Consider the following 22,662-nt stretch of genomic DNA (forward strand, 5'->3'; position numbering starts at 1 on the left):
GGTAAATAACAATGAGCATTAACTCTGACACCACTGTTAGCACCGACTTCACCCAACCGGCATCCATCGTTGATGGTGTGAAACTCGGTAGCATCCTCGAGTCTCATGAGCCTAAGGGTGTTCCCACCAAGGACATGTGGGAGTATCAAAAGGACCACATGAACCTTGTGTCGCCTTTGAACCGTCGTAAGTTCCGCGTCCTCGTGGTCGGCACCGGTCTGTCCGGTGGCGGCGCTGCGGCTGCTCTCGGCGAGCTCGGCTACGACGTCAAGGTGTTCACCTACCACGACGCACCACGTCGTGCACACTCCATCGCTGCACAGGGTGGCGTCAACGCTGCTCGCGGCAAGAAGGTGGACAACGACGGCGCATACCGCCACGTCAAAGACACCGTTAAGGGCGGCGACTACCGCTGCCGTGAGTCCGACTGCTGGCGCTTGGCATACGAGTCCGTCCGCGTGATCGACCACATGAACGCCATCGGTGCACCATTCGCTCGCGAATACGGCGGAACCTTGGCAACCCGTTCCTTCGGTGGCGTGCAGGTTTCCCGCACCTACTACACCCGTGGTCAAACAGGTCAGCAGCTTCAGCTGGCTGGTGCTGCTGCTCTGCAGCGTCAGATCGGCCTAGGCACCGTGGAGATCTTCACCCACAATGACCTGGCTGACTTGGTTCTCACCGAGAAGGATGGCAAGAAGCGCTGTGAAGGTGTGGTTATGCGTAACCTCATCACCGGCGAGCTTACCGCTCACACCGGACACGCAGTGATCTTGGCAACCGGTGGCTACGGAAACGTGTTCCACATGTCCACCTTGGCTAAGAACTCCAACGCTTCCGCAATGATGCGTGCATACGATCACGGTGCATACCTCGCATCGCCATCGTTCATCCAGTTCCACCCAACCGGTCTTCCTGTCAACTCCGAGTGGCAGTCCAAGACCATCTTGATGTCCGAGTCTTTGCGTAACGACGGCCGCATCTGGTCACCGCTGAAGCCAAAGGACGACCGCGACCCGAACACCATCCCTGAGGAAGAGCGCGACTACTTCTTGGAGCGTCGTTACCCAGCATTCGGTAACTTGGTTCCTCGCGACGTTGCATCTCGTGCAATCTCTCAGCAGATCAACAAGGGCCTCGGCGTTGGACCTCTGCACAACTCTGCTTACCTAGACTTCCGCGATGCCATCAACCGCCTCGGCGAAGACACCATCCGTGAGCGTTACTCCAACCTCTTTCAGATGTACGAAGAGGCCATTGGTGAGAACCCATACAAGGCACCAATGCGTATTGCTCCTACCTGCCACTTCACCATGGGTGGCCTGTGGACCGACTTCAATGAGATGACCTCCATTGACGGTCTGTTCGCAGCAGGTGAGTGCTCGTGGACCTACCACGGTGCTAACCGTCTGGGCGCAAACTCCCTCCTGTCCGCTTCTGTTGACGGCTGGTTCACCCTGCCGTTCACTATCCCTAACTACTTGGCAAACCACCTCGGTGAGGCACGTTTGGCTGAGGATTCTGCAGAGGCACAGGAAGCTGTTAACCGCGCAAAGGCACGCATTGACAAGCTGATGAACATCAAGGGCAATGATCCTCACGGCCCTGAGTTCTTCCACCGCCAGCTGGGCGAGATCCTCTACTTCTCTTGTGGCGTTGCCCGCAACGTTGAGGACCTCAAGACCGGTATTCAGAAGATCCGCGCTCTGCGCAAGGAATTCTGGGCAAACCTGCGTATCACCGGCGCTGCCGATGAGATGAACCAGGTTCTCGAGTACGCATCCCGCGTTGCTGACTACATCGACTTGGGCGAGCTCATGTGCGTCGACGCACTTGACCGCGACGAGTCCTGTGGTGCCCACTTCCGTGATGATCACCTCTCCGCAGAAGGCGAGGCAGAGCGTGACGACGACAACTGGTGCTTCGTTTCCGCATGGGAGCCAGGTGCAGTCGAGGGCGAGTTCATTCGCCACGCTGAACCACTCACATTCGAAGCGATCCCGCTGATGACAAGGAATTACAAGTAATGAAACTCCATCTTGAAATCTGGCGTCAGGCCGGTCCGAACAGCGAAGGTCACTTCGAGTCCATCGACGTCAACGACGCCGTTCCTCAAATGTCTGTCCTCGAGCTTCTCGACCACGTCAACACTGGCCTGATCGAGGAAGGCAAAGAGCCTTTCGTATTCGCCTCTGACTGCCGCGAAGGCATCTGTGGCACCTGTGGCCTTTTGGTCAACGGTCGCCCACACGGCCTGGACAAGAACAAGCCTTCTTGCCAGCAGCGCCTCGACCACGTAGCTGACGGATCCACTCTGAAGATCGAGCCACTGCGCTCCGCAGCTTACCCAGTGGTTAAGGACCTCTTGGTAGACCGCTCCGCATTGGATCGCGTCTTGGAAAAGGGCGGCTTCGTTTCCATCAACGCCGGCACCGCTCCTGATGCAGACACCCTGCACCAGAACCACGAGTCTGCCGAGTTGGCTCTCGACCACGCAGCCTGCATAGGCTGTGGTGCTTGTGTGGCTGCCTGCCCTAACGGCGCAGCTCACTTGTTCACCGGTGCAAAGCTGATCCACCTCTCCCTGATGCCTTTGGGCAAGGAAGAGCGTGGCAAGCGCGCACGCAAGATGGTCGACGAGTTGGAGACAAACTTCGGACACTGCTCCCTCTACGGTGAGTGCGCGGATGTTTGCCCTGCAGGTATCCCACTGTCCGCAGTTGCTGCAATCAACAAGGAACGTGCTCGTGCGTTCTTCCGTGGCAAGGACGACTAATTACCACTGATTACCGTAAGATAATACTCTAGTAAACAGACGTTCTTCTACACGGGTACAAAGAAAGGTAAGCACAATGTCCCATTCCCTAGATGCGACGCAAGAGTCGGGTAACTACCCGGTCTTCGAGGGTCGTATGCACTACATCGACGGTTATGATCCATCGAGCCTGTGGGCACCGCACTCCTCCCTCCAGCGTACGAGCACCTGGGTAGGTATGGGTGCAATCCTCGCCGCATTGGCAGGCTTGGGTACGTTGATCTTCGGTTTGGCATCCAGCACCGTGGGAAGCCAGGAGGCTTGGTCCACCTACGCTTTGATCGGCGGAGTCATCGCAGCAGTACTGCTGATCGGTGGTTTTGGTCTGATCCACATGGGTCGCGCTGCTTACCGTCAGTACCGTGCAGAAACTGGTCGCGTGAACTAATCACGTCAGGCACCTCCGCGTAATCGGTGGAGTCATCACACAAGTGGTGGCTCCGCCGTTTTTGCATCTGTAGGGTGGAAAAACATGAGTAACTGGAACAAGATTGCGTGGGTCCTTATCACTGTAATTGCGGTGATTATTGGTATCCGCTACATCGTTATGGGGCTGGCGCTGATCTAGCATGGGATAATGGTCGGCATGGGTACACATAGTGCAGAGCTAGATCGCCGTCGAACACTGCGAAACCACAAGGCATTTGCGACGGGGTTGCTGCTTGTCGCCGCGGTGATCTTTTTGAGCTGTCAGTGGTACACAGCGCACACCGACCCCACACCCGTATGGGTGGGGTTTGTGCGGGCTGCTGCGGAGGCCGGCATGGTCGGTGGCCTTGCCGACTGGTTCGCTGTTACAGCGTTATTCCGGTACCCACTGGGGCTCAAGATTCCGCACACAGCACTGGTTCGCAACAAAAAGGATCAGGTAGGCGAGAGCCTCAGCTCCTTTGTGAGCGAGAATTTCCTTAATCCCACGTTGATTACGCAGAAGGTTCGTCAGGCTCAGGTGCCAACGGTGGTGGCGGATTGGCTGGTGCAACCAGAAAATGCCGATCGGGTGTCCCAAGAGGCCGGAACTTTTGTTGCCAAGGTGGTTCGCGCGTTGAACCCCGAGGATGCTGAGACTGTGATCAATGCGGCCTTGCTGGATAAGTTGGCGCAGCCGGAGTGGGGCCCACACGTCGGTAAGACGTTGCAGCAGCTTATCGACGAAGGCCTCACCGATCCGATTGTGGATCAGCTGGCCGGATGGATGCATAAGAAGGCCACGACAAGCGAGGCGCTGATTATCCGAATTTTGGATGAGCGGGCTCCGTCGTGGGCACCACGTTTTATTAACGACATCGTAGGCGAGCGTGTCTACCGCGAGCTCGCGCAGTGGACGGCTGCTGTGGATCGCGATAAAAACCATGAGGCTCGTCATGCGATCCGGCGTTTCCTTGAGAAATTCGCGGTGGATCTGCAAGAAGATCCGGTGATGATTCAGAAGGTTGAAGAGATCAAACACGACATCATGGGTTCGGCTCCGGTGCGCAATGCTGCGGCATCTATCTGGGCATCCACATCCGCTGCAATTCTTGCTGCGGTGGCGGATCCGGAGTCGATTATTCGTACCAAGATCGCAGAATATGCGATGGCCTGGGGCGAGCGGATTCATAACGATGAGCAGATCCGCACCCAATTGGATCGCCGTATTACTGGTGCCGCAGAATTTTTGGCGGAGAACTACGCGGATCAGATCACGTCGATTATTGGCGAGACAATCGAGCGCTGGGACGCTGACGAGGCCAGTGACAAGATTGAGCTGATGGTGGGCAAGGACCTGCAGTACATTCGCCTTAATGGCACGGTCGTAGGTGCATTAGCGGGCCTTGCCATTTACACTGTGTCCTATCTGTTGTTTGGACTATAAATAAGGCGCAGGATGATCAGCTTCGGAATCTTCGAAATTTTGTATTGGCTTATTGCCGTCTGTGGGGTAGTAGGAGCAGTACTTGTCGCGGCGACACGCGCAGATGCTTTTGAAGCCGCAGATCGGCAAAACAAGTGGGTTTGGGTGGCATTGCTTGGCGGTTCTGCCTTGGCACTATTTTCCAGCTTCCCATTTTTATCGTGGATCGGCATCGTCATTATTGGCCTGTACTGGTTTGATGTGCGCCCACAGATCACGAACATCCTCAACGGTAACTACGGCTGGTAGATCGCTGTGATTCCTATAGTCAGTGGCCCCGAGGCGAGCGTCGATAAGGCGCGTGAACTCGCCGCAGGGGGTGACGGCGTATGCGTTCCGCCAACATTGTTAACTGCCCTTGGCCAGGTGCCAGGGCCCGTGGTGTCGTGGGCGGGGTATCCCACTGGTCAGCACCACAGCCTGATCAAGGCCTCTGAGGCGCGCCTAGCGGTGCAATGTGGTGCCAGCATGGTGCTAGTGGTTCCTGACCCCGCAACGGTTGTCGCTGCCACCAGCACGGCGTTGATTACGGAGCTGGTTACTACCCGCGAGGCGGTGCCGCATCCTGCCTCGCTGGCGTTGGTCCTCGATACGGATCTGTTTGCCGCTGATGTTATTGCGCGTACTGCCGAACATGCGCAAGCAGCTGGTTTTGACGCGGTGGTAGTGAAAAAAGAAACCCCGCAGTTAGCCTTGCCCACCTATGTGTGGGATGAGGCCAATGCGGGTTTGTTGGTGCGCTAGTTTTCTAGCTCGGCGAGGTTGACGTTGTTGCCGTTGAGCGTGAGGTTCATGCCACCGTCGACAACATCAACGTTGCTGATCGTCATGTTGTGGAGGCTGTCGCCTGCTTGCTTGCTGAGCTGCTGGGTAAGCGCATCGGATACCGACTGGGGGAGATCAAATCCGAGGAGGTTAGCATTGACGGCCTCAAAACCAAGGCTGCCGTTGTCTACTACCGGCTTGAGCTGTAGCGATGCGGCACCGTCGGTGAACTCGATGGTGACGGTTTTTTCTGCTGGTTGAGTGGTCACAGCGGTCACTTTCACGATCGACTGTAGCAGCGACCCAAGGTCGAGTTCACCTGCGGCGGGTTTAGGGGCCGTGTTTTCTGCGAGGCCTTTTTGCATGGTGGCCAGCAGATATGCGTCGCTAAGCGTGGTTTCTAGTTCGAGTTGCTCGGCGATAGGGGCATCGCTGTTGTGAATATCAAGGTTTTTCATCGTGATGTGCGAGCGTGGGGATTCGCCCATCTCTGGGGTATCAATGGTCACGCTCGGCAGGTTCTTCGTGGCGATGCCCACGAGCAGCGGCGAGGCACCGAAGCTTATCGACGCCTCCGGCGATGTCGACTCCTTGAGCTGTTGAGACACCATCGCCCTGAGGCTGAATTCTGCTACGGCGAGCAGGATGACGACGATCAGGGCGACGATGAGTGAAACTTTTCCGACACGAGAACCTTTTGTTGTAGTCACGTCGGCCATTGTAGCTAGTACACGGTTAAACCGCGGGAGCGGAAAGTCTCCTTGGCAAACTCCACGGATTCCGGTGTTGGTGGTTTTGTGTCCTCGAGCTCGTAATCCAAGCCGAGTTCGTGCCACTTATCGGCACCCATGTTGTGGAAAGGCAGCACCTCGACGCGTTCGACGTTGTCTTTCCACTGGGCGACGATGTCTGCCACGTTGTTGATGTTTTCTGGTGCGTCAGACACTCCAGGTACCAGCACGAAGCGGATCCACACGGGCTTGCCAATTGCATTGAGGCGATTGCCAAAGTCGATGGTGGGTTGAAGTTCGCGGCCGCCGGAAACACGGTGGTAGGTTTCCTCGTCGCCGGACTTGACGTCGAGAAGCACGAGGTCGATATTTTCGAGGTCCTCGTCCGTGAGTCGAGCTCCGAGATACCCTGAGGTGTCGATAGTGGTGTGGATTCCGGCATCGTGTACCTCTTTGAGCACGCGGCGCGTGAAGGCGATCTGGAACAGTGGCTCGCCGCCGGAGATGGTCAATCCGCCGCCGGATGCTTTAAACACGTTGCGGTAGCGTTTGATCTTCTTCACGATCGACTCGACGCGCTCTACTGTGCCTTCCTTCATCCCCATGGTGTCGGGGTTGTGGCAGTAAAGGCACCGCAGTGGGCAGCCGGACATGAACATGGTCATGCGGGTGCCTGGGCCGTCGACAGCGGTGACAAGTTCCCACGAGTGCACCAAGCCGACGTCGCCAGTGCGGCGGGCCTCGATGAGCTCCTTGTGGGTGACGTCTTCCAGATTGAGGTCGAGGCCTCCGATGCCGGCTGCGGTTCCGCGGTGGCGCGGCCCGTCAGAGCGTTCAACCGTCACTGTGGAGTTAATACCATCAGCCATATCAGAGGGATTCCTTTCGCTTCATTAGGGCAAAAATATACCACCTGCCCGTGTACAGGCAGGTGGTGGCGTTACATCTTACGCAGAGTGGTGGAACGTACGGGAAAGAACGTCCAGCTGCTGCTCACGGGTGAGCTTGACAAAGTTGACGGCGTAGCCGGAAACACGAACGGTGAGGTTCGGGTACTTGTCAGGGTTCTCCATGGCATCCTCGAGGGTCTTCTGGTCGAGGACGTTGATGTTTGCGTGGTAAAGGCCAGCGTTGGCGTTGTTCTCGTCGCGCTTTGCCTTCATCTCGGTCATGCGCTCTTCAAAGGTCTTAGAAGACATTGTGTTCTCCGAATTCTGTGATGATCAATAGATGGGGAGGAAAAGTGGATTACTCTTCGTCCATGATGAAGCCAGCATCGAGGATGCCGACCAAGTTCTTAACCTGCTCGTCCGAGGTACGGCCCAGACCGGATGGGGTGATGGTATTGGTCAGGGAAATGCCGTCGAGGGCATCCTGGTAATCCAGCTTACCGACGGACAGCATCGAGGCCACCATGCCGTGGGTGTCTGCACCGTTTTCTGGGTTAGCACCTGGGCTAAATGGGGTACCTGCCTTGTGGCCGGATGGGAACGCACCGGTTGCCTTGCCGTAGACCACGTTCGAGGTAATCGTGAGCACCGACTGCGTTGGGATTGCGTCGCGGTACATTGGGATTTCCTTGATCTTGGACATCACGGTGTGGACGATGGTTGCGGCGATGTCGTCGGCGCGGTCGTCGTCGTTACCGTAGCGAGGGAAGTCGCCTTCCGTCTTGTAGTCCACAACCAAGCCGGTTTCATCGCGCACTGGGGTGACCTTGGCGTACTTGATAGCCGAGAGGGAGTCTGCAACGATAGCCAGACCTGCGATGCCACAGCCCATGGTGCGGATGATCTCGGAGTCGTGCAGTGCCATCTCGACTGCCTCGTAGGCGTAGCGGTCATGGCAGAAGTGGATGATGTTGAGTGCTTCCACGTAGGTGCCAACAACCCAGTCGAGCATGTGCTCGTACTTATCCCAGACCTCGTCGAAGTCCAGTGGGCCGTCGCCCTTGATGGGCTCGAACAGGCCAGGCTCGGTGATCTGCTTACCGGAAACCTCGTCGCGGCCACCGTTGATGGCGTAGAGCAGGGACTTAGCGGAGTTCACGCGGGCACCGAAGAACTGCATCTGCTTGCCCACGGCCATGGGGGACACACAGCAGGCAATAGCGGCGTCGTCGCCCCACTGGTTACGGATCTGCTCGTCGGATTCGTACTGAATCGAGGAGGTTTCGATGGAGATGGCAGCGCAGAAGTCTTTGTAGCCTTCTGGAAGTGCTGGATCCCAGAAAATGGTGATGTTTGGCTCTGGTGCGGGGCCGAGGTTACGCAGGGTCTGCAGCAGACGGAAGGAGGTCTTGGTGACCATGGTGCGGCCGTCGTCAGAGAAGCCAGCGTCGGACCAGGTTGCCCAGTATGGGTCACCGGAGAAGATCTGATCGTAGTCGATGGTGCGCAGGAAGCGGACGATACGTAGCTTGATCACGAGGGCGTCGATGATTTCCTGAGCCTCATCCTCGGTGATGATGCCAGCGGCAAGATCGCGCTCGAAGTAGATGTCGAGGAATGCGGACAGGCGGCCGATGGACATTGCAGCGCCGTCTTGGGACTTCACGGAAGCCAAGTATGCAAAGTAGGTCCACTGAACTGCTTCCTTTGCCGTGGTGGCTGGGTTTGAGATGTCGAAGCCGTAGAAGGAAGCCATGGTCTTAAGCTTCTGCAGGGCCTTGATCTGCTCGGAGTGCTCCTCGCGGAAACGTGCCCAGTGCTCGGAGAAGTTCTCGGCTGCGACGGAGTCTTTAGCCTGCTTCTTCTCGGCGATGAGGTAGTCCACACCGTAGAGGGCTACACGACGGTAGTCGCCGATGATGCGGCCACGGCCGTAAGCATCTGGAAGACCGGTGATGATGTGGGAGGAACGTGCAGCACGGATACGAGGGGTGTAGATATCAAACACGGCCTCGTTGTGGGTCTTGCGGTACTTGGTGAAGATGTTCTTTACATCTTCGTTTGGCTCTTTGCCGGCTTCCTTGATGGCGGTTTCCACCATGCGCCAGCCGCCGAAAGGCATCATGGCGCGCTTGAGTGGGACGTCGGTCTGCAGACCAACGATCACGTCGTCGTCTTCGGAAATGTAACCCGCTGGGAAAGCGTCAATGTCGGCTGGGGTGTCGGTGTCTACATCAAAAACGCGCTTCTTACGCTCGATGGAGAGGTAGTTCTTCTCGAGGTGATCCCAGACGCGAAGGGTCTTTTCGGTTGGGCCAGCGAGGAAGCTAGCGTCGTCCTCGTAAGGGGTGTAGTTGCGTTGGATGAAGTCGCGGACGTCGATTCCCTCTTTCCAAGGTCCTTCGACGAAACCTTCCCATGCTGAGTGGGTGCTCTCTTGTTGGGCGGTGGTCATATTATATGAGCCCTTCCTTATCGAGTCATCTGCATCAGCGGCCTCGGTATCGGCCACCTGCGGTTCACTTGGTGGCAGACCCATCGTTACTGGCTCGCCACGAACACCCTCCACTGTAGTAAGGAGGGGGCTAGGCCACATAAGCGGGGAAGGGTGAGTTATCTCATATGAAAATTGCTCGAAATAGGAGTAAAGAATTTTGCTCGCAATACACGCGGACATCTTCAGATCTTAATAAATAAAAAATGCAGGTAGAAGGGGAAATATGTGAATTAGATTGCTTTATGGTGTGACATTCGTCGAAGTGAAAAGCAATAAAACGGGCGTACTGTCTAAATTAGGTTTGGCTGTCTAAGTAGTTGGATCGACGATCGACCATGGCACCGTGAGCTGATTATCGCGCACCGGACGGCGAATAATGCTCATCGGAATTCCCATATCCATAAGCATCGCGCGGGCCGCCCGCCACCGAACTCGAGGGCCATACGACGCCCACGGGGCGCAGCGATCCCACGCTTCGTCGGTACGAAGCAATAAATCATGAATTTTTTCGCCCGCAACATTGCGGTGGATCAAGATCTTAGGCAACCGCTCCGCAATATCGGAGGGGCGCTCTACATCAAAAGGATCCCAACACAGCGTCAACGACTGTGGCCCAGCGTGATTTAACAACACCCACGTTGACCGCCGGCCCAACTCATCACAGGTACCTTCAACAAAAAATCCGCCAGGCTGTAGGCGCGAAGTCACCATCTCCCAAGCATCCGCGACTTGGTCCACGTCATATTGGCGCAACACGTTAAAGGCGCGCACTAAGGTGGGCTGGTAACCCGCTAATTCAAATCCCCCAAGTTCAAAGGTCACGCCATCGCGCGGCGGCAGAACTCGTTCTGGGTCTATTTCTAAACCGGTGACGCGGACGTCGTCACGCATGGTGCGCAACCACCGAGCCCACTCGACCGTGGTGGTAAAACTTGCCCCGTACCCCACGTCAAGGGCGATGGGATTGCCGGTGCGGCGCAGCGTCTGCTGGATAAGCGGATGATGAGCCATCCAGCGGTCACAACGCCGGAGGCGATTAAACCCAGTGGTCCCCCGAGTAATCACCCCAATGGGGCGACCATGCCCAAAAGTGGCGCGCAAATTATGGGCATGATCAGCCATGAAAACTCCGCGAAATTAAAGGTTCTCGGAGATCCACTTCGAGGTCAGATCGCCCTCGTTCTGGAACAAATCGCCCAATGCCTGGCCGACCTTAGGCTCGATAGCAGCACCCATCAGCGGGATGTTGACGGTGATCTCGTTGGCGTAGGACAGCGTGGTGGTGTTGCCTAGGCCGTTCATAGCGATTTCACCCTTGAAGTCCACAGGGGTGCCCTTTACGTCTGCGGTGTAGCTCAGTGGTGCGCTGGTACCGTTAAGGCCACCGACGGTTACTACGCGCTTGACTTTGAGTGCCTGGCTGATCATGGCGCGGATAGCCTCAGGAAGTAGCTCTTGAGGAAGCACCTCGAAAAGGGTTGCAACAGCGCCACCGTTAGCTTCGGTGAACTCGTGTACCTCGCCTGGTTCTGGGCTGAGGTTTTTCACAATGAAGTCCCAATATGCCGGATTGGTCAAGGCTGCGTGCACTTTTTCCACTGGCTGATTGATAGTTACGATGTTTTCACTTCGCGTTGTCATGCGTACAGACTACCTTTAATAAGGTGCTGGAAAAATCACTGAACCACATTTTCGACGGAATCCGCCCTCAGATCGAGGCGATCGACGGCGCCACTTTTGTGGCGGCCACCTTCGCCGAATTGACCACCCTCCACCTCGGCGGAACCCCCATGGCGGCGGTTCGCTGCAGGTCACAGCAGTCTGTGGTTGAGGTTGTTCGGCTTCTCGACGCCCACCAGATCCCACTACTCATCGTAGGCGGTGGCTCCAACCTCGTGATCGCTGACGGCGAAATCCCCCTCGTTGCTGTGATCCTCGACTGTGACGATATTTCTGTGAATCTCGACACCGGACGCGTAGTAGCCGAAGCAGGTGCCATATGGGACGACGTAGTGCGACTGTGCGTTGATGCTGGCCTCGGCGGCATCGAGTGCCTCTCCGGAATCCCTGGCTCGGCGGGAGCTACCCCTGTGCAAAACGTCGGTGCCTACGGTGCAGAGATCTCCGATGTGTTGGTCAGTGTAACTCTATTGGAACGTGCAACAGGGGAGGTTATGGAAGTTCCTGCAGCCGACTTAGATCTGGCGTATCGCTATTCCAACCTCAAATTCACCGGCCGTGGCGTGGTACTGGGCATTACGCTACAGCTGCATACGGATGGCATGTCTGCGCCGCTGCGCTTTGGGGAGCTTGCTCGGGTGCTAGGTCATGAGGGACCACATCCTGCAGCGCAGGTGCGCGAAGTTGTACTAGGCCTGCGTGCTGGCAAGGGCATGGTGTACAACGAGGCGGATCACGACACATGGTCGGCCGGTTCCTTCTTTACCAACCCCATCGTCCCAGAATCGGTCGGAGATCACGTGCGTAGCGTTGTTGGTGACGAGTCGATGCCATGCTTTGCTGCGGGCGAGGGCATGGTCAAACTCTCTGCTGCATGGTTGATTGACCGCGCCGGATTTGCCAAAGGCCACCAAGGTCCTGGCGGGCGGGTGAGCTTGTCTACTAAACACACGCTGGCACTGACCAATAGAGGAAACGCCACCACGGATGATCTCGTCGCACTTGCGCGCGAGGTCCGTGGCGGCGTGATGGATGCCTTCGGGGTGCTACTTGAGCCCGAACCGGTATGGGTTGGGGTGTCTATTTAGCCCAAGATGCACTGAGCAAGAAGCATGTCGAGGCGTCGTACGTCGATGTCTCGACCGATCTTGATTTTGATTTTGCCGGCACGCGTCCACAATTCCACTTCGGCGTTGAAATCAAAGGTGCCGGCATTTTCTGTTGACCACATATTCACTGAGGAATAAGGCAAGGAGTAGACCTCTACCTTCTTGCCGCGTAGGCCTTGGGAGTCGCGAACGATGAGGCGTTTGGTGGTAAAGATGGCGCTGTCGCGGAAGGTTTTAAACGCAACGACGGCATCTTCGCCTGGCACCATGAGGCTGGCAACGTCTTCTGGGATGGGTACTTCTTGGACGAAAATCCATTCTGTAATGCTGGCTGTTTCCATGCTTACTTTTCTCCGAGGCGTTCGAGGAGGATCTGCTGCACTTCGCGGCGGCGGACCTTACCGAGTTGGTCTTTGTTGAGTGCTTCAAAGTGGTAGAAGGTGCGTGGCACTTTGTAGCGGGTGAGCAGCTCGCGGCAGTGGGCTTTGAGGCCTTCTGGGTCGAGGGCTGCACCGTCTTTGAGCACGATGCAGGCTACCACGTCCTCGGAGCCGTCTTTGCGTGGGCGGCCGACTACGGCTGCGTCGTCAACGTCTGGGTGGGTGATCAGGGCTTCTTCGACCTCGGCGGGGTAGACGTTAAATCCGCCGGTGATGATGATTTCCTTGATACGGCTTACTAGGCGGATAAATCCGTCCTCTTCCATGACACCCATATCGCCGGTGCGGAACCAGTCGCCGTGGAAGGCGGCTGCCGTTGCCTCTGGTTTATTGAGGTAGCCTTGGAAAACCTGAGGTCCGCGGGCGAGAACTTCGCCGGCTTCGCCGTCGGGCATTGTCTCGTCGAGGTTGTCTGGGTTGGCAATGCGGATTTCGGTGTCGGAGAAGGGCACGCCGATGTAGCCGGGGCGGCGGTTGCCATTCATGGGGTTACCACACAGAACTGGGGAGGTTTCGGTCAGGCCGTAGCCTTCCACCAGCAGGCCGCCGGTGAGGTTTTCCCAGTCTTCGACGGTGCGCACTGGCAGGGTGGAAGCACCGGAGAAGGAGTTGCGGATGCCCTTGATTTCCACGCCCTTGGCGGTGGCTTCTGCCACGATCTTTTCGTAGAGGGTGGGCACACCTGGCAGCCACGTGGGGGTGTGGTTTTTCATAATCTTCATGATCAGTGGGATCTGCGGTGCTGGTAGCAGGACCATTTCTGCGCCGACGAAGACACCTAGGGTACCCACCATGGTCAGGCCGTAGGCGTGGAACATGGGAAGAGCTGCGAGGAAACGCTCGGGTTGGTCGCCCAGTCCTGGCACCCATGCCTTGCCCATGATGCAGTTGGACACCAAGTTGCCGTGGGAGAGCAACGCGCCCTTCGGCGTTCCGGTGGTGCCGGAGGTGTACAGGATCAGGGCGATGTCGTCTTTGGTGACCTGGGGGAATTTGGTGCGTTTACCGTTGCCACCGATGGCATTGCCGATCAACGTGGACCATGGGACGGTGTTGTCTGCAAACGCGGTGAGTTGTTCGCGTTTTGCGGCGATAGGTGGGATCGGAATGCGCAGCGCTAGTTGCTGGATGCGCGGCATGGCCTCTGTCATGTTGACGGAGATGATCGTCTCGAGCGAGGTGGTGTCGCGCAGTTTTTCTAGGGTGGAGGCTGCCTTATCCCATGCGATGGCGACGCGCGCGCCATGGTCTTTGAACAGGGCTTCGAGCTCGTGTGCGGTGTAGAGCGGGTTGTGCTCTACGACGGTAGCGCCGAGCATTTGGACGGCGTAGAACGCGGCAATGTGTTGTGGGCAGTTGGGCAACACGATGGCGACGCGGTCGCCTGGGCGGATGCCAAAGGCTTTAAGGCCTGCTGCGGCTGCACGCACTTGGGCGTCGAGTTCTGCATAGGTTTGGGTGCGTCCGAAGAAGTAGGTCGCGGGTTTGTCGGCGTTAACGGCAAGGTTGTTGTCGTAGATGTCTACCAGCGTGGTGTCGCCGTAGTCGAGGGATGCTGGTGTCCAGTCGCCATAGTGCTGCAACCATGCTTTGTCGTCGAATGCACCCATGTTCGGCCTTTCGTTTTTGGGATGAAAATAGTTTTGATGTCGATATTGTAGCGTTATTTCTTCGCTGCTAATGCTTCCTGCACATCTTTGCGTCGTACCTTGCCCAACTGGTCTTTCGGCAATTCCTCGAAGTGGTAGAAGGTGCGTGGCACTTTGTAGCGGGTGAGATTTTCGCGACAGTATGCTTTCAATCCCTCGGGATCGAGGGCAGCGCCAGCGGCAAGCGTGATGGCCGCAACCACGGACTCGGAGCCGTCGCCACGCGGAAGGCCAACGACGGTAGCGTCTGTAATGTCTGGGTGATTGCGCAAAACTTCTTCCACCTCGGCGGGATAGACGTTAAAACCGCCGGTGATGATGACTTCCTTGATGCGGGCCACGAGGCGGATAAAGCCGTCTTCCTCCATGATTCCCACGTCGCCAGTGCGATACCACTGTCCGTGGAAGCTCTTTGCCGTCGCCTCGGGATTGTTCAGGTAACCGCTGAACACCTGCGGCCCCCGCACCAGCACTTCGCCTTCTTGCCCGTCAGGCAGGGTTTCGTCCAAGTTGTCTGGGTTGGCAATGCGGATTTCGGTGTCGGGGAACGGTACGCCGACATAGCCTGGGCGGCGATCGGTGGTCATAGGGTTGCCCACAATGATGGGGGAGGTTTCGGTCAAGCCGTAGCCTTCGACGAGTAAACCGCCGGTGAGTGCTTCCCAACGGGCGACGGTTTCCACGGGCAGGCTCGACGCACCAGAAAATGAGTTGCGCACACCGGAGATAGAGATTCCGTCGCGCTCTGCGGCTTCCACAATCTTTTGATAGAGCGTGGGAACGCCAGGCACCCACGTAGGGGTGTGCTTCTTCATGATCTTCATGATCAACGGAATTTGCGGCGCTGGGAGCAGGACCAGTTCGCCGCCTACGTAGAACGCTAGGTTGAGCACGATGGTCACGCCATAGGCGTGGAACATAGGCAGAGCAGCGAGAAGGCGTTCGTCTTGGTCGCCAATGCCTTTGACCCATGCTTTACCCTGCATGATGTTGGCAAAGAGGTTGCCGTGTGACAGCTGCGCACCTTTGGGTGTACCGGTGGTGCCGGAGGTGTAGAGGATCAGGGCGATGGACTTTTTGGTCACCTCGGGGCAGGGGACGACGTCGTCGCCATTGCCGCCTAGTGCGGATCCCACCAGGATTTCCCATGGGATGGTGTTGGGCGCGGATGCGGTCAGTGCGTCGCGCTTCTTCCGAATCATCGGGATAGGAAGGCGCAGTAGTGCCTGTTGTACGGCTGGCATGGCGGTCATCATGTTGACCGACACGATGGTTTCTAGTGGTGTGCTGCGGCGGAGTTTCTCCAGGGTATCGGCGGCTTTGTCCCACACGATAGCCACGCGTGCGCCATGGTCTTGGAAGGGGGCTTCCAGCTCGTGTGCGGTGTAGAGCGGATTGTGCTCGACCACGGTGGCTCCGAGCATGAGTACCGCCCAGTAGGCCACGATGTGCTGTGGGCAGTTGGGAAGAGCGATGGCCACGCGGTCGCCGCTGCGTACGCCTAGTGCCCGCAGACCGGCGGCTGCGGTGCGTACCTGTTTGTCGAGGTCACCGTAGGAGGTTTGGCGGCCAAAGAAGTAGGTGGCCGGTTTGTCCTTATTTAGGGCGAGGTTGTTCGAGTAGACGTCGAGAAGCGTCGTGTCGCCATAATCTAGGCTATGCGGCGTCCAATCGGGGTAATAGTGAAGCCACTTTTTTGTCTCGTATGCCGACATGAGTTCCCTTCGTTCCTTGCAAATAAACGTAAATACGAGCATATACTCATGTTTCGCTTGGTTTGGTAATAACGGCGCCTAGAATGATGACTATGCGCATTGCCATGATCTCTATGCACACTTCGCCCCTCCAGCAACCAGGCAGCGGAGACGCAGGTGGAATGAACGTCTACATCATTTCCATCGCCCGCGAACTCGCACGTCGCGGCGTGGACGTTGACATTTACACCCGTGCCACTCGCCCCAGCCAAGGCGACATTGTAGAGGTGGAGTCGGGGCTGCGCGTGATCAACATTGTGGCCGGCCCCTACGAGGGCCTAAGCAAAGAAGAACTGCCCACCCAGCTCGCAGCCTTTGCGGGTGGCGTGGTGCAATTCGCCAAGTGTCACCACATGCGTTACGACGTCATCCATTCCCACTACTGGCTTTCCGGCCAAGTCGGCTGGCTGCTGCGCGACCTGTGGAATATCCCGCTGGTGCACACCGCGCACACCCTTGCGGCGGTAAAAAATGCGCACCGCAGCGCAGGGGATACTGAGGAGTCAGAAGCCAGGCGTATTTGTGAGCAACAGCTTGTAGATAACGCCGACATCCTCGTGGTGAACACCCCCGAGGAAACCAACGACCTCGTGCGCCACTATGACGCCAACCCTGATTCGGTGGCTGTGATCGCGCCGGGTGCCAATGTGGAGCTATTTACTCCTGGTACGCAGCGCAATACGGAGCAGTCTCGGCGGTTCTTGGGTATTCCGCTGCATACCAAAGTGGTGGCTTTTGTGGGAAGGTTGCAAAAGTTTAAAGGACCTGAGGTGTTGTTACGTGCGGTGGCGGAGATGTTGGAGCGCGATCCGGATCGCGATATGCGTGTGATTATGTGCGGTGGGCCGTCAGGTGCCGCTGCCACGGTGGAGTACTACATTGAGTTGACACGCAGTTTGGGTATTGCGCATCGGGTGCGGTTTTTGGATCCGCGTCCGCCGGAGGAGCTGGTGAGTGTGTACCAGGCGGCTGATGTGGTGGCGGTGCCATCCTATAACGAGTCGTTTGGTCTGGTTGCGATGGAGGCGCAGGCTAGTGGTACTCCGGTGGTGGCTGCTCGTGTTGGCGGCTTGCCTATTGCGGTGGTCGATGGGGAGACGGGCGTGCTTGTCGACGGCCACAATCCAATAACGTGGGCGGACGCGTTGGAGCAATTGCTTGACGACGACCCCACGCGTCAGCAGATGGGTGTGGCTGCGGTGGAACATGCGGCGAACTTTACGTGGGCTGCGGCTGCGGAGAAGCTGGAGTCGGTGTATGGGGATGCGGCGATGTTGGATGTTGCGCAGTGTCATGACCGCTACGCCACAGGTTCCGATCGGGCATAAGTGTAAATAATCCCACATTTTTCTCGCGCTGCTTCGATTCGTGGCAAACTTGGCAAGTATGACTACTGGAAAACTGATTCTTCTTCGTCACGGACAAAGCGAATGGAACGCTTCCAACCAGTTCACCGGCTGGGTGGACGTCAACCTCACCGAAAAGGGCGAGGCAGAGGCTAAGCGCGGCGGCGAGCTGCTCAAGGCTCAGGGTGTCCTGCCAAGCGTGGTGTACACCTCTTTGCTGCGCCGTGCTATCCGCACCGCCAACATTGCTCTGAACGCCGCTGATCGCCACTGGATCCCAGTTGTTCGCGATTGGCGCCTCAACGAGCGCCACTACGGTGCACTGCAGGGCCTGAACAAGGCTGAGACCAAGGAAAAGTACGGCGACGACCAGTTCATGGCATGGCGTCGTTCTTATGGCACCCCACCACCAGAGCTTGAGGATTCCAGCGAGTTCTCCCAGGCAAACGATCCTCGTTACGCCAACCTTGACGTGGTTCCTCGCACAGAGTGTTTGAAGGACGTTGTTGAGCGTTTCGTTCCTTACTTCAAGGAAGAGATCCTGCCGCGTGTGAAGAACGGCGAGACTGTTTTGATCGCTGCGCACGGTAACTCCCTGCGCGCATTGGTCAAGCACCTTGACAACATCTCTGATGAAGACATCGCTGAGCTCAACATTCCAACCGGTATTCCGCTGGTCTACGAGCTCGACGAGGCTGGCACGGTGCTCAACCCAGGTGGCACCTATCTTGACCCAGAGGCTGCTGCTGCCGGTGCTGCCGCAGTTGCTGCTCAGGGCGCTAAGTAGTAGCGAGGCACGTGTACGTCGTTATCGCATTTGTGTTGGGCGTGGTCCTTTCGGGCCTCGCCCTACCTGCGTTGAAATGGGTGCGCGGCCGTAGTTATCGCACGGCGAAAAAGGGGGACAATAAGGTCACCACTGTGAGCCAGATGCTGCATTTGACGGTGCAGGGCTCGCCTACGGGCATGGCAGTGATCGACGCAACGGGGGCAGTTTTATTGTCTAATGTGCGTTCCCATGAGATGGGAATTGTGCATGAGCGCACGCTTAATCCGGATATTTGGGAGCTTGCGCAAGAGGCATATAAAGATCAAGAGACTCATGCGATTGAGCTGGTGATCGACGAGCGGCGTAATCGCATCACCTCGGTGCGTGCGGTGGTCAAACCGCTCACGCTTGTCGACGACCGCTATGTGGTCATTTACAGCACGGATGAGTCGGAAAACCAGCGCATGGAAGCGGCACGCCGTGACTTTGTAGCTAACGTGTCCCATGAGCTGAAAACCCCTGTGGGTGGCATGGCGTTGTTGGCGGAGGCTATCACTGAGGCCTCTGATGATCAAGAGCAGGTGGAATACTTTGGTAACCGCCTGTACAAAGAAGCTCATCGCCTCGCCGATATGATTAACGAGCTCATCTCATTGTCTAAGCTCCAAGGTGCTGAGGCATTGCCAGATCTGGAGCCGGTGAGTGTGGATCGCGTGATCGACGAGGCACTGGCACGTAATGTGTTGGCTGCCGATACCGCGGGCATTGAGCTCAACCGTGGCAAGCCATGCAATGCGATGGTGATGGGGGATATGACGCTGCTGGTCACGGCGGTGTCTAACTTGATTAGCAACGCTATTAATTATTCGCCACAGGGAATGCCCATTTCGGTGGCGACGAAAATTTCGCGGGATGGCCGTGTTCTTATTCGAGTAATCGATAACGGCATTGGTATCTCTGTGGAGAATCAAAATCGAGTGTTTGAGCGCTTCTTCCGCGTAGATAAAGCACGGTCGCGTTCTACAGGCGGCACTGGGTTGGGGCTTGCGATCGTCAAACATGTGGCAGCCAATCACGGCGGTGATGTCACGTTGTGGTCGCGTCCTGGGACCGGTTCGACGTTTACGATCGAGCTTCCGATCTATCATGAAACTGACACGGGTCGCCGAAAGGATAAGAACTGATGACCTCTATCTTGTTGGTTGAAGACGAAGAATCGCTAGCCGATCCCCTCGCGTTCTTGTTGCGCAAGGAAGGCTTTGACGTAGTAATCGCCGGTGATGGCCCCAGCGCCTTGGTGGAGTTTGAACGCAACGCCATTGATATTGTGCTGCTCGACCTCATGCTTCCTGGCATGCCGGGTACGGATGTGTGCAAGCGCCTGCGGGCAGTTTCCTCCGTGCCAGTGATCATGGTGACGGCACGGGATTCGGAGATCGACAAAGTTGTTGGCCTAGAACTCGGTGCCGACGACTACGTGACTAAACCGTATTCTTCCCGCGAACTGATCGCCCGAATCCGTGCCGTGCTGCGTCGTGGCGGGGAAACGGTAGAAGAATCGGATGAGATTCTTGGCAGTGGCCGAATCCATATGGACGTGGAACGCCACACCGTCACCGTCGACGGTGAGGAGATCTCCATGCCGCTAAAAGAATTCGACCTGTTGGAATACCTCATGCGCAACTCGGGGCGCGTGCTCACCCGCGGCCAGCTCATCGACCGTGTCTGGGGTGCCGACTACGTAGGCGACACCAAAACCTTGGATGTGCACATTAAACGCCTACGATCCAAGATCGAACCAGAGCCCTCAGCGCCACACCACGTCATTACTGTGCGCGGTCTGGGCTACAAGTACGAAGACTAGCTGGATGCGGCGCTAGCGGGATGCCCGCTTTTTGGCGCGCCGCGCAGTGTTGTGCGAGAACTTCGTAGGAGGCATCTCCCATTAGTGCCCGCAGCTCCACCTCATGGGTGATCCACATGGGCTTATCAGACGTGTGGCAGTGGGGGTCGGTGGTGCAATACCAATCAAAGTCCTCGCCACCATTACCCCAACCGCGGCGATCATATTCGGTGATGGTGGTGCGCAGGATCTCTACGCCATCGGCGCGTTCCTCGTAGGCTTCTAGGCGACGAAGCGGCAGTTGCCAACACACCTCAGGTTTGACCACGGTGAGATCCTCGCCTGCGTCAAGAGCCCATTGGTGGATCGCGCACCCTGGGTTTTTGCGGTTGGCAAAGATGCAGGCGCCGTCGACAAGCGTGGTCTTCAGCGCCGGTTCGGGGTTTCCCTCCTCGTCATCGAGTTCGTCCCACACCAACCACGGCTCAATCTGCGTGGGATCGGGGTCGGCGAGGTAGGCGTCGACCCCTGCAGGGCGTAGCTCCCAATAGCGTGCCGGCATTTTTTCCACGGCGGCATAAAGCTGATCGCGGTCTTCCTCATCGGAAAGAAACGCCCCATGCACACAACACCCCACGGTCGGCTGCTCGGCATCAATCCCGTGGCACGCCGAAGTGCCAAACGCGCACCGGTAGGAGGACTCCACCCACGTTAAATCGATGGAAAACTGGTGGAGAGGGTCCTCCGGGTTAGTAAATTCATACCATTGACGTGGGAAATCGGGGGGAAGCTCGTCGTTGCGGCGAATAGATGCGGCAGCGGGGGACATGGCAGGAAAACCGAGATACTTCACGTGTTTAGGCTATACCGTCTAACCTAAGTGACGTGAGATTAGGTGTATTGGACGTTGGTAGTAACACGGTTCATCTTGTGGCGGTGAACGCGACTCAAGGTGGTCGCCCCGCCCCGATGAGCGATTGGAAGACCACTTTGAAGCTGGTGGAGTACCTTGACGCCTCGGGGGCTATCACCGAAACGGGGGTACGCAAGCTGGTGTCGGCGGTCGGGGAGGCCGCAGAACTGGCGCAGCGTTTGGGCTGCGATGAACTGATGTCTTTTGCCACCTCCGCAGTGCGATCGGCAACCAATTCGGAAGCTGTTCTCGCCCAAGTGGAACGCGAGACGGGGGTGCGCCTCGAGGTCCTCTCCGGCAAGGATGAGGCTCGTCTGACCTTCCTTGCGGTGCGTCGTTGGTATGGCTGGTCTGCCGGCCGGATCACCAACTTGGACATCGGCGGTGGCTCATTAGAAATTTCGACCGGTATGGATGAAGAGCCCGATACTGCGTTTTCCCTCGACTTGGGAGCCGCTCGGTTGACCCATCAATGGTTTGATACCGATCCGCCGGCGCGGAAGAAAATCAACGTCCTACGCGATTTTATCGACGCCGAGCTTGTCGACGTCGCCCAGCAAGTCAACACTTATGGCCCCGCGCGCCTCGCGGTGGGAACCTCGAAAACATTTCGTACACTCGCTCGATTGACGGGATCGGCGCCGTCGTCGGCAGGACCTTTTGTTACGCGTGATCTGACCGCGCCGGGGCTGAGGCAGCTGATTGCATTTATTTCTCGTATGACCGCTGCGGATCGTGCGGAGTTGGAGGGGGTAAGCTCAGATCGTTCGCATCAGATTGTTGCCGGCGCGTTGGTTGCCGAGGCGGCTATGCGTGCGCTTAACATTGAGCGGTTACAGATTTGTCCGTGGGCTTTGCGCGAGGGAGTCATACTTCGACGCACGGAACAGGGTATTGTGCCAGAAGAAACCTCAAAAGGAGATGAGTAGGAGACATGAGCGAGAAACAACTCACCGTTGCGGAACTGCTGGCACGTTCCGGCAAAGCTGACGCAACCTCCGAAACTCCACGTCGTCGCCGCCGTAACCTTGAGGAAGGCGGTGTTTCAGTCGCTGAGCTGACGGGGAATATCCCCAAGGTTAAGGCAAAGCCAGCTGAGCCGAAGCACTCCAATGAGCCCATTGATACGCCAAGCACCGAGGAGACCATCGTGCTCAGCGTGGTTGATGAGGGCGACCCGGTGCGGTTGACCACCGATAGCTTCCCTGCTGTACAGGCGGAAATTCCGGCTGTTGAGTTGGAAGAGGAACCCGAAGAAATCGTTGAGGAAGAAGCCGACGACGAGGAAGAATACTGGGAAGAAGAGGAACCGGTTTCCGTTGCCAGTGTTGTAGGTCTTGCTTTGGTTGGCATCATCGTTGGCGTGGGAATCTTCCTTGGCTTTGGCTACCTGTGGGCCAACTACTCCCGCAAGGTTGTCGGACTGTTGGCGTTGGCGGTTATTGCTGCCATGATCACAGTTGCTCATGTTCTGCGCACGGAAAGTGATCGTCGCAGCATGGTGTGGGCTGGTTGTGCCGGCGTAGCGGTTACTTTTGTGCCAATGCTGGTTTCCTAAACTGGTTGC

General features: G+C 57.1%; 23 protein-coding genes. 13 read left to right on the plus strand and 10 right to left on the minus strand.

Annotated elements, in window-relative coordinates; translation table 11 throughout:
- The first annotated feature begins 11 nt into the window (after positions 1 to 11).
- From CIP100161_RS01860 to CIP100161_RS01885, 6 genes are all read left to right on the plus strand, one after another.
- The gene (locus CIP100161_RS01860) at positions 12 to 2,027 is read left to right on the plus strand and encodes a fumarate reductase/succinate dehydrogenase flavoprotein subunit (protein WP_155871465.1); all 2,016 of its coding nucleotides are present in this window, start codon (positions 12 to 14) and stop codon (positions 2,025 to 2,027) included.
- Positions 2,027 to 2,776 carry a succinate dehydrogenase/fumarate reductase iron-sulfur subunit gene (locus tag CIP100161_RS01865; protein ID WP_155871467.1) on the plus strand — a complete coding sequence of 250 codons (750 nt, stop codon included), beginning with the start codon at positions 2,027 to 2,029 and terminating at the stop codon, positions 2,774 to 2,776. Before CIP100161_RS01860 ends, CIP100161_RS01865 begins: the two co-directional genes overlap by 1 nt.
- A gap of 76 nt (positions 2,777 to 2,852) precedes the next feature.
- Positions 2,853 to 3,203, plus strand: coding sequence for a hypothetical protein (locus CIP100161_RS01870; protein WP_014309943.1), 351 nt, complete (start codon positions 2,853 to 2,855; stop codon positions 3,201 to 3,203).
- Between the two features lie 198 nt (positions 3,204 to 3,401).
- Positions 3,402 to 4,670 carry a DUF445 domain-containing protein gene (locus CIP100161_RS01875; protein ID WP_155871469.1) on the plus strand — a complete coding sequence of 423 codons (1,269 nt, stop codon included), beginning with the start codon at positions 3,402 to 3,404 and terminating at the stop codon, positions 4,668 to 4,670.
- A gap of 12 nt (positions 4,671 to 4,682) precedes the next feature.
- Positions 4,683 to 4,958, plus strand: coding sequence for a DUF2516 family protein (locus CIP100161_RS01880; RefSeq protein WP_155871471.1), 276 nt, complete (start codon positions 4,683 to 4,685; stop codon positions 4,956 to 4,958).
- A 6-nt stretch (positions 4,959 to 4,964) separates the two neighbouring features.
- Complete coding sequence (locus CIP100161_RS01885; RefSeq protein WP_155871473.1) at positions 4,965 to 5,453, plus strand: beta/alpha barrel domain-containing protein; 489 nt, start codon at positions 4,965 to 4,967, stop codon at positions 5,451 to 5,453.
- Here CIP100161_RS01885 and CIP100161_RS01890 read toward each other — a convergent pair.
- The 6 genes from CIP100161_RS01890 to CIP100161_RS01915 form a co-directional block, all read right to left on the minus strand.
- Entirely contained in the window at positions 5,450 to 6,193 is a 744-nt protein-coding gene (locus CIP100161_RS01890; protein ID WP_155871475.1) for an LmeA family phospholipid-binding protein, read from the minus strand. The two genes, CIP100161_RS01885 and CIP100161_RS01890, sit on opposite strands and share 4 nt — an antisense overlap.
- 5 nt (positions 6,194 to 6,198) lie before the next feature.
- A complete protein-coding gene (pflA, locus tag CIP100161_RS01895) occupies positions 6,199 to 7,074 on the minus strand; it encodes a pyruvate formate-lyase-activating protein (RefSeq protein WP_088245858.1) in 876 nt (291 codons plus the stop codon).
- 78 nt (positions 7,075 to 7,152) lie between these two features.
- Positions 7,153 to 7,404: an autonomous glycyl radical cofactor GrcA2 gene (grcA2, locus tag CIP100161_RS01900; protein ID WP_004566465.1), complete on the minus strand. Its 252-nt coding sequence runs from the start codon at positions 7,402 to 7,404 to the stop codon at positions 7,153 to 7,155.
- Between the two features lie 49 nt (positions 7,405 to 7,453).
- Positions 7,454 to 9,550, minus strand: coding sequence for a formate C-acetyltransferase (pflB, locus tag CIP100161_RS01905; RefSeq protein ID WP_155874499.1), 2,097 nt, complete (start codon positions 9,548 to 9,550; stop codon positions 7,454 to 7,456).
- Between the two features lie 351 nt (positions 9,551 to 9,901).
- On the minus strand, positions 9,902 to 10,714 hold the full coding sequence (locus CIP100161_RS01910; RefSeq protein WP_155871477.1) for a class I SAM-dependent methyltransferase: 813 nt from the start codon (positions 10,712 to 10,714) through the stop codon (positions 9,902 to 9,904).
- A 15-nt stretch (positions 10,715 to 10,729) separates the two neighbouring features.
- On the minus strand, positions 10,730 to 11,233 hold the full coding sequence (locus CIP100161_RS01915) for a DUF2505 domain-containing protein (protein ID WP_155871479.1): 504 nt from the start codon (positions 11,231 to 11,233) through the stop codon (positions 10,730 to 10,732).
- A 23-nt stretch (positions 11,234 to 11,256) separates the two neighbouring features.
- On the opposite strand from CIP100161_RS01915, the gene CIP100161_RS01920 reads away from it, so the two are divergent.
- Positions 11,257 to 12,360 (plus strand): UDP-N-acetylmuramate dehydrogenase, encoded by a 1,104-nt coding sequence (locus CIP100161_RS01920; protein ID WP_155871481.1) that lies wholly within the window; start codon positions 11,257 to 11,259, stop codon positions 12,358 to 12,360.
- Here the strand turns inward: CIP100161_RS01920 and CIP100161_RS01925 are convergent.
- The 3 genes from CIP100161_RS01925 to CIP100161_RS01935 are packed head-to-tail and all read right to left on the minus strand — an operon-like array spanning position 12,357 to position 16,185.
- Positions 12,357 to 12,722: a PH domain-containing protein gene (locus CIP100161_RS01925; protein ID WP_155871483.1), complete on the minus strand. Its 366-nt coding sequence runs from the start codon at positions 12,720 to 12,722 to the stop codon at positions 12,357 to 12,359. The two genes, CIP100161_RS01920 and CIP100161_RS01925, sit on opposite strands and share 4 nt — an antisense overlap.
- Positions 12,723 to 12,724: 2 nt before the next feature.
- Positions 12,725 to 14,488 (minus strand): long-chain-fatty-acid--CoA ligase, encoded by a 1,764-nt coding sequence (locus CIP100161_RS01930; protein ID WP_269472953.1) that lies wholly within the window; start codon positions 14,486 to 14,488, stop codon positions 12,725 to 12,727.
- The gene (locus CIP100161_RS01935; protein WP_155871487.1) at positions 14,485 to 16,185 is read right to left on the minus strand and encodes a long-chain-fatty-acid--CoA ligase; all 1,701 of its coding nucleotides are present in this window, start codon (positions 16,183 to 16,185) and stop codon (positions 14,485 to 14,487) included. Before CIP100161_RS01935 ends, CIP100161_RS01930 begins: the two co-directional genes overlap by 4 nt.
- A gap of 92 nt (positions 16,186 to 16,277) precedes the next feature.
- On the opposite strand from CIP100161_RS01935, the gene mshA reads away from it, so the two are divergent.
- Genes mshA through CIP100161_RS01955 form a run of 4 tightly spaced genes read left to right on the plus strand, consistent with a single transcriptional unit; the run spans position 16,278 to position 20,203 of the window.
- Positions 16,278 to 17,552 carry a D-inositol-3-phosphate glycosyltransferase gene (gene mshA / locus CIP100161_RS01940; protein WP_174775768.1) on the plus strand — a complete coding sequence of 425 codons (1,275 nt, stop codon included), beginning with the start codon at positions 16,278 to 16,280 and terminating at the stop codon, positions 17,550 to 17,552.
- Between the two features lie 58 nt (positions 17,553 to 17,610).
- Positions 17,611 to 18,357, plus strand: coding sequence for a phosphoglyceromutase (locus CIP100161_RS01945; RefSeq protein WP_155871491.1), 747 nt, complete (start codon positions 17,611 to 17,613; stop codon positions 18,355 to 18,357).
- Between the two features lie 11 nt (positions 18,358 to 18,368).
- Positions 18,369 to 19,523, plus strand: a complete 1,155-nt coding sequence (locus CIP100161_RS01950) for a sensor histidine kinase (RefSeq protein ID WP_155871493.1) — start codon at positions 18,369 to 18,371, stop codon at positions 19,521 to 19,523.
- Positions 19,523 to 20,203: a response regulator transcription factor gene (locus tag CIP100161_RS01955; protein ID WP_155871495.1), complete on the plus strand. Its 681-nt coding sequence runs from the start codon at positions 19,523 to 19,525 to the stop codon at positions 20,201 to 20,203. Before CIP100161_RS01950 ends, CIP100161_RS01955 begins: the two co-directional genes overlap by 1 nt.
- Here the strand turns inward: CIP100161_RS01955 and CIP100161_RS01960 are convergent.
- Entirely contained in the window at positions 20,166 to 21,035 is an 870-nt protein-coding gene (locus tag CIP100161_RS01960) for a hypothetical protein (protein ID WP_155871497.1), read from the minus strand. The two genes, CIP100161_RS01955 and CIP100161_RS01960, sit on opposite strands and share 38 nt — an antisense overlap.
- 32 nt (positions 21,036 to 21,067) lie before the next feature.
- On the opposite strand from CIP100161_RS01960, the gene CIP100161_RS01965 reads away from it, so the two are divergent.
- Positions 21,068 to 22,024: a Ppx/GppA phosphatase family protein gene (locus tag CIP100161_RS01965; protein WP_155871499.1), complete on the plus strand. Its 957-nt coding sequence runs from the start codon at positions 21,068 to 21,070 to the stop codon at positions 22,022 to 22,024.
- Between the two features lie 5 nt (positions 22,025 to 22,029).
- Positions 22,030 to 22,653, plus strand: coding sequence for a hypothetical protein (locus tag CIP100161_RS01970; protein ID WP_155871501.1), 624 nt, complete (start codon positions 22,030 to 22,032; stop codon positions 22,651 to 22,653).
- Positions 22,654 to 22,662: the final 9 nt, after the last annotated feature.

The organism is Corynebacterium rouxii, assembly GCF_902702935.1.
GTDB classification, from domain to species: Bacteria; Actinomycetota; Actinomycetes; order Mycobacteriales; family Mycobacteriaceae; genus Corynebacterium; species Corynebacterium rouxii.